Source organism: Microcystis sp. M53598_WE2, assembly GCF_030067735.1.
GTDB lineage: Bacteria > Cyanobacteriota > Cyanobacteriia > Cyanobacteriales > Microcystaceae > Microcystis > Microcystis aeruginosa.
Genome location: NZ_JASJFE010000374.1, coordinates 1 through 6919, shown reverse-complemented (window position 1 = coordinate 6919; position 6919 = coordinate 1). Strand labels below are relative to the sequence as shown.

Below are 6919 nucleotides of genomic sequence, written 5' to 3'. Positions count from 1 at the left end.
TGCAGAAAACTTTTAATCGTGTTCGCTTCAAAACTAATGCGGACTTCGTAATCAAAGTTATGTGCTTGGGGACTGGCTAACAATAAAGCTTGTAGGTCAGTGGAAAGCAAGAGTTGATAGATTTCCCCTGTCTGTGGGGGAATATCTCTTTCACTGAGACTAATCCTGGGCCCTGTTACCTGTATTGCCAACTGTCCCCACCAAGAACGAATTTGTTCGAGGTGAGTAGATGACAACACTTGACAGCAAACATAAGCGGGAGAAGCATTCATTTATCAGTTATCAGTTATTAGTTATTAGTTATCAGTTATCAGTTATCAGAAGGCAGGAGGCTGCGAGGCTGCGAGGCAGGAGATAGGTTGGTCACTGCGTGCGCGTTGCGGGGGGTTTTGGGGGGTTGGGGTTTTGGGGTGTTAGGGTTTTGGGGTGTTAGGGTGTTAGGGTTTTAGGGTTTTAGTTGAAATTCCCCCACTTCCCACTTCCCACTTCCCACTTCCCCAGTCATCAGTAAGGGGACTGGGGTTGGGTTTTTAGTGAAGTTTTCTTAATCCCTATCCCCTACTATTCCCTAATCCCTATTGCCTGTTCTTTAAATTGCCGCAGACAGATATAATCATCTCTATCTACCTAAGAATGATCCCTCGATCGAGACCCTGATTCTCAAAACCTAATCATTATTTAACCTGACTCTCAAAACTTATGCACCGAATTGCTCCCCAAGCGGGTGGTTGGACAGCAGATACCGAAGGGGTGATTATTATTGACCAAAATCCGGCCCCGATTGTTCTCCTCACCATGGCCGATACCGATATTCAAACTCTAGCGGCAGCTATCGACCATCTACCCGATAATTTTCCCGCAATTCGCGCCCTGAATTTATCGCAGTTACAGCAGCAATACAGTATCGATAACTATGGGGACAAGGTACTATCCCAAGCAAGAGTGATTATTCTTCGCTTATTGGGGGGACGTGGGAGTTGGTCTTACGGATTGGAAGTAGTTAAGGAAATTGTCGAGGACACCGGTGCGACTTTATTTGTCCTCCCGGGAGAGGATAAACCGGATTTAGAGTTGATGAGTCATTCCACTGCTTCCCTGACTACTGTTAATCAGTTATGGTGCTATTTCACGGAAGCAGGGATAGATAACTGGATTAATGCTGCTAAATTTATCGCGCATACCTGTCTCCATCTCGACTATCCTCCCTCTCCTCCTCAGGTTGTCCCTCGGTTGGGAATCTATTCCCAGATAACCCTATCCCAACCCCAAGCACGGACTTGGATACTTTTCTATCGTTCCCATTATCTCGCGGGTAATACCAAAGCTATCGATGCTTTAATCAGCGCTTTCACCCAAAGAAATATTGAAACTGTCCCTATCTTTCTCTCCTCTCTGCGGGAAATTGAAGTGCAAGAGGAACTATTAACCCTCTTTTCCCACCATCCCCCAGACCTAATTCTCGATACCACTAGCTTCTCTATCCAGCGACCGGAAGACAAACAAAATCATCACTTCTGGCAGTCCCTCAATAAACCCATCTTCCAAGTTATCCTCAGCAGCAGCAGTTTAGAAGCTTATCAACAGGGTTATCAAGGTCTTTCCCCCCGGGATGTGGCCATGAATATCGCTTTACCGGAAATGGATGGCAAAATTATCACCCGCGCTATTTCCTTTAAATCTGTCCTCACCCGACATCCCAAACTAGAAACGGAAATAGTTATCTATCAACCCCTCCCCCACCGGGTTGATTTTGTCGCTGATTTAACCGCAAACTATTGTCAACTCTCCTCCCTTCCCAACTCCCAGAAAAAAATTGCTCTCATTTTCCCCAACTATCCCAATAAGGATGGTCGTATCGCTAACGGAGTCGGTTTAGATACCCCCGCTAGTGGTCTGGAAATTCTTCGCGCATTACAAACCCAAGGTTATACCCTCACCGACCTACCCGACCATAGCGACGAATTAATGCGATTGCTTATTTCCGGTATCACTAATGACCTGGAGACAAGGGAATTAAAACCTATCTATCAATCTCTCTCCCGGTCAGCATATCTAGATTATTTCTCCTCCCTTCCCCCCGATAATCAAAGCGCTATGCTTGACCGTTGGGGACATCCGGACGGGGATTTTCCTATCCCCGGCATCCAGTTAGGTAATGTCTTTATCGGTATTCAACCTTCTCGCGGTTATGACCTTGACCCGACTCTTAATTATCATTCCCCCGACCTCGAACCTACCCACAGCTATCTCGCTTTTTACCATTGGTTACGACAGGAATTCCAAGTCACTGCCGTGATTAATCTCGGTAAACACGGCAATTTAGAATGGCTACCAGGGAAAAGTCTCGCTCTTTCTCCCCATTGTTATCCCGAAATTGCTTTCTCGTCGCTGCCGAATTTCTATCCGTTTATTGTCAATGACCCCGGAGAAGGTTCCAGCGCTAAAAGACGTTCCCAAGCTGTTATCATCGACCATCTCACTCCCCCGATGACGCGAGCGGAATTGTATGGGGATTGGGAAAAGTTAGAGTCCCTCATCGATGAATATTATCAAGCAGAATCTCTTGATCCTTCTCGTTTAGCTCTGATTCGCGAGCGGATTAACGATCTGGTGGCGAAAACTAATCTCGATCGAGAGCTAGGCACGATCTCGCGTAGCGAGCGCGTTGCGACCAGCGCCTCCTTTAGTCAATTTCTCACCCTCGTGGATGGTTATCTCTGTGAACTCAAGGAAGCACAAATCCGCGACGGTTTACATATCTTCGGTCAATGTCCCCAGGGTCAGCAGTTAATTGATTTAATCCAATCGATCGCTCGTTCTCCTAGTCCCGACCGCCCCGGTTTAACCCGTTCGATCGCCCTTGACCTCCATCTCGACTGCGACCCCCTGACGGAATATAACGATACTACTACCTATCTGGAAAGTCTCGCTCAGGATTTAATTAGCCAGAAAATTGAACCTCTAGGCGAAAATACGGCAAAAGAATTGGTTTGGCTAGAAAATCAGTTAATTCCTGCTTTAAAACAAACCCCCGATGAACTTACCTATCTCTTAAAAGGTCTCACTGGCCAATACGTCCCCAGTGGTGCTTCCGGCGCTCCCACCCGCGGCCGTCCCGATGTTCTCCCCACCGGCAGAAATTTCTATTCTGTCGATACCCGCGCAATCCCCACAGAAACCGCGTGGGAAGTGGGAAGAAAGGCCGCAGAGGCACTAATTGAACGTTATACCCAAGAAAATGGCGAATATCCCCGCACTTTGGCGATTTCTATCTGGGGAACCTCGACGATGAGAAATAGTGGCGAAGATGTGGCCGAAGCCATGGCTTTACTGGGAATTCGTCCCCTTTGGGATGGTTTTTTCCGTCGGGTAGTCGGGTTTGAAATCCTTACCCCGTCTAGCTTAGGCCGTCCTCGCATTGATGTGACTGTTCGGGTATCCGGCTTTTTTAGGGACAGTTTCCCCAGCATACTACATCTTCTTAATTCTTGCATAAATGCGGTAGCTTGTCAAGAGGAAGAGGAAAAAATTAATCCTTTAGCGGCGAAAGTGAAGACAGAGAGGGAGTTTTGGCTAAATCAGGGCTTAGGAGAAAAGGAGGCGAAACTGAGAGCTACTGCCAGAATCTTTGGCTGCAAACCGGGTGCTTACGGGGCCGGTTTACAGGGGTTAATCGAGTCACAAAACTGGCAAAATGATCAAGACTTAGCTAATGCTTATATTAACTGGAGTTGTTATGCCTATGATAGTCAAGGAACTGCCCATTCTTTACCGGAAGTATTGAGAAATAGACTGCAAGAATTAGAGATAGTGCTGCACAATCAGGACAATCGAGAACACGATATTTTCGACTCCGATGACTACTATCAATTTCAAGGCGGCTTAACTGCCAGTGTCCGGGCATTAACCGGCAAAAATCCCGTCACCTATTTTGGTGATCATTCCCGCCCAGAAAATCCCCGCATCAGAACCCTAGAGGAAGAAATTCGCCGGGTTTACCGTTCGCGAGTGGTTAATCCCAAATGGATAGCGGGAGTGATGCGACACGGCTATAAAGGCGCTTTCGAGATGGCTGCAACCGTAGATTATATTTTTGCCTACTCTGCCACTACTCATCTAGTGGAGGATTTTATCTATCAGGGAGTAGCCGAAGCTTATTTATTTGACGACAAGGTACAACAATTTATTCAGGAGAAAAACCCCTGGGCATTGCGAGATATGGCCGAAAGATTGTTAGAGGCTCAACAACGGGGATTATGGACCCAGGTGGACCAGAAAACTTTAGATCGATTGAGGGCAATTGTCCATGAGGCCGAAGGAGCGATCGAATCGGGTCAGTAATTAGACCTCTTGTAAAAATCAAAAATCTGACCTTAGGTGAGGAGTCAGTAGCCAGTAGTCAGTAGTCAGGAGAATTAAGAATGAGCATTAATCAATTAAATGCTCTATCTAAGGATTTTATGCAATTTTATGCCTATTTTTCTCATTTTTGAACTCTCAAAAATTAATTAGGCAAGAACTCTATTAATAACTGGTCTAGAATCAATCTATCAAGAAATTGCTCAAATTACTTTAGTAATGAGAAACGGGACTAAATAATGGCCGGAATTGAGGGATTGAGGATTAAAAATTATCGAGCGCTCAAGGATATAACTCTGGGCAAGTTATGGAATACTCAAAATCGAGATTCTCTGACACCGATGACGGCCGTTATCGGCAAAAATGGTGTGGGAAAAAGCACAGTTTTTGATGCGTTCGGTTTTTTATCTGATTGTCTTAAAGGAGGAGTAGAAGAAGCTTGTGATGCGCGAGGTCGGGGCGGGTTTGAGCGTCTTCGTTCCCAGGGTCAGGAAGGAAGCATTGAATTTCAGATTTATTACAAAGAAGATTACAATTCCCGACCAATTACCTATGAATTAGCTATTGATCTAGATACCGATAATAGACCTTATGTAAAAAAAGAAAGACTCAGACAGAGAAGAAAAGGTCAAAAGACCGGATGGCCTTTTTCATTTTTACTCCTCGATGAGGGGAAAGGAATCGTCTGGAAAGGAGAAGAAGAAGGGAAACAAGTAGAAGAAGGTCAAGACCATTTTGATTTACTTAAGTTAATAGAAAAAATTAAACGAGGAGATTATGAGGATGGGGGGGAGTTAGTGGAACTGAATGATAAGCGCAAACTAGGAATTGCTACGTTAGGTTCTCTCAAACAGCATCCGAGAATTTCCCTATTTCGGAGATTTATTGAGGGATGGTATCTCAGCTATTTTACTCCCGATGCGGCCAGAAGTTTGCCCCTAGCCGGACCCCAGAAACATCTGAATATTCATGGAGATAATCTCGGTAATGTGGTGCAGTTTATGGAAAGAGAGCATTCCAAGAAATTTCAGAATATACTTAATAGTATTTCTCGTAAGATACCGGGTATAGAAAAAATTAGTACCGAAAAAAGTCCCGATAATCGACTACTATTAAAATTTAATGATCGGGGATTCCAAGACCCATTTTATGTACAGCAAATGTCCGATGGTACTTTAAAAGTATTCGCCTATCTCTTACTGTTAGAAGACCCTTCCCCACCGCCATTTATCTGTATTGAAGAGCCAGAAAACGGCTTATACCATAAACTATTAGAAACCTTGGCTCAAGAATTTAGAAAACACGCCACAGGACAGAGAGGACGTTCTCAAATTTTTATCACCACCCATCAACCTTATTTTGTTGATGCTCTCCAGCCGGAAGAAGTTTGGATTCTGGAAAAAGGTGATGACGGGTTTTCTCGGATTAAACGGGCCAGTGACAATCCCTTAATCAAGAATCTCGTCTCAGAAGGATTGCCCCTTGGTAGTCTTTGGTATAGTGATTACTTAGATGAGAGATAAGGTCATGCACTTTGAAATTTTGGTCGAGGATTTGTCGGGAAAAAAAGCACTTGATATTCTAATTCCTAAGATTATTGACATGAATGCAGGTCATACATTTAGGGTTCATTCCTATAAAGGCAGTGGTCATATTCCCAGAGACTTACAGTCTGTTTCCGATCCTAGTAAACGGATTCTTCTTGAGCGACTACCTAAACTGATTCAAGGATATGATAAAACTTTTTCCAGTTGCGCTGATAATTATGCTGCTGTGCTGATTGTGGTTTGCGATCTGGATAATCGATGTTTTCGGGAATTTCGACAGGAATTAAGCAATTGTCTGGAAAAATCTGCTATCAAATCCCAAATTTACTTCTGTATTGCTATTGAAGAAGGAGAAGCTTGGTATTTAGGTGATATTAATGCCATAAAAATTGCTTATCCCCATGCCAAAAGTGCTATCTTGGATTCCTATATTAATGATAGTATCTGTGGTACTTGGGAAAAACTGGCAGATGCTATATACAGAGGTGGAGCGAAACAATTATCTAAGTTAGGTGGCGCTTCTGTGGGTCAAGAGAAAACAGTCTGGGCAGAAAATATTTCTCCTCAGATGAATGTGGATATTAATCGATCGCCCAGCTTTGGCTATTTTCGGGATAAACTACGTCATCTCAGTCAGGAAGAATCAAGATAAGTAATATTTTTTCAGGCTAAACTTTTAGGCATTTAAAATAATCGTCGAGAGCGGGGAATAGGCGATAGTGAGCAGTAAGCAGTGAGCCTAAATCCAGTTATTAAAGACCGATTATTTATACTCAATCCAGTTATTAAAAACTGATTATTTATTCCCTCTTTTGCCTATTGCCTATTGCCCATTGCCTGTCCTGATATGTAGCCTATACTCAACGGATTTAGTATTATTCCCCCTTTTGCCTCTTGCATGAGTGCCTGTCCTGATAAGTAGGGTCTGCTGAAAAAGTTTTTCGGTGGGGGCAGGGTGTGGGGTGTGGGGTGTGGGGTTTTACCGGTTTTGAGGTGGCCAATTACCTAATTTT

At 44.1% G+C, this 6919-nt stretch carries 3 protein-coding genes and 1 pseudogene; 3 read left to right on the top strand and 1 reads right to left on the bottom strand.

What is annotated here, in order from left to right; all coding sequences use genetic code 11:
• Window positions 1–272 (bottom strand): annotated as a pseudogene (locus tag PX636_RS08065) (ATP-binding protein); the annotation flags it as partial.
• A gap of 427 nt (window positions 273–699) precedes the next feature.
• Here PX636_RS08065 and cobN point away from each other — a divergent pair.
• From cobN to PX636_RS08050, 3 genes are all read left to right on the top strand, one after another.
• Window positions 700–4341, top strand: coding sequence for a cobaltochelatase subunit CobN (cobN, locus tag PX636_RS08060; RefSeq protein WP_288116695.1), 3642 nt, complete (start codon window positions 700–702; stop codon window positions 4339–4341).
• Between the two features lie 257 nt (window positions 4342–4598).
• Window positions 4599–5882 (top strand): AAA family ATPase, encoded by a 1284-nt coding sequence (locus PX636_RS08055; protein ID WP_004162775.1) that lies wholly within the window; start codon window positions 4599–4601, stop codon window positions 5880–5882.
• Between the two features lie 4 nt (window positions 5883–5886).
• Window positions 5887–6558: a DUF4276 family protein gene (locus PX636_RS08050; RefSeq protein WP_002781107.1), complete on the top strand. Its 672-nt coding sequence runs from the start codon at window positions 5887–5889 to the stop codon at window positions 6556–6558.
• Window positions 6559–6919 lie beyond the last annotated feature (361 nt).